The sequence below is a fragment of the Stenotrophomonas pictorum JCM 9942 genome (genome assembly GCF_001310775.1).
Classification (GTDB): domain Bacteria; phylum Pseudomonadota; class Gammaproteobacteria; order Xanthomonadales; family Xanthomonadaceae; genus Stenotrophomonas; species Stenotrophomonas pictorum.
On record NZ_BAZI01000794.1, the window covers coordinates 1 to 581 of the forward strand.

The 581-nt window shown below is 71.4% G+C and carries 1 protein-coding gene; it reads left to right on the forward strand.

What is annotated here, in order from left to right; all coding sequences use genetic code 11:
• On the forward strand, positions 1–581 hold a 581-nt coding region (locus JCM9942_RS17730; protein ID WP_484600279.1), incomplete at both ends, for a zinc-binding metallopeptidase family protein.

The following is a 581-nucleotide window of genomic DNA, read 5'->3' on the forward strand; positions in this document are numbered from 1 at the left end:
CCGCCGCGCAGCTGCGCGAGCAGGCGCTGGCCGACCGCACCGGCTGGCAGGTGATCGAGTCGCTGACCACCGAAATCGGCCCGCGCATGGCCGGCAGCGAAGCCGATGCACGCGCGGTGGAATGGGCCAAGGCCAAGTTCAAGGCACTGGGTTTCGACAAAGTGTGGACCGAGCCGGTCACCTTCCCGAAGTGGGAACGCCGCAGTGAATCGGCCGCCGTGCTCGGCGCGCACCCGCAGCCGCTGACCATCACCGCGCTGGGCGGCAGCCCAGCCGGCACGGTCGAGGCCGAGGTGGTGCGCTTCGAGGGGCTGGAAGCGTTGCAGGCCGCACCGGCCGGCTCGCTGGCCGGCAAGATCGCCTATGTCGACTTCAGCATGACCCGCAAACGGGATGGCGCCGACTACGGCATCGGCGGCAGCGTGCGCAGCCGTGGCCCGTCCGAGGCCATCCGCAAGGGTGCGGTCGGTTTCATCATGCGCTCGGCCGGCACCGACTCGCACCGCATGCCGCACACCGGCATCACCCGCTTCGACGAGGGCCTGACCCCGGTGCCGGCAGCGGCGCTGTCCGGGCCGGAT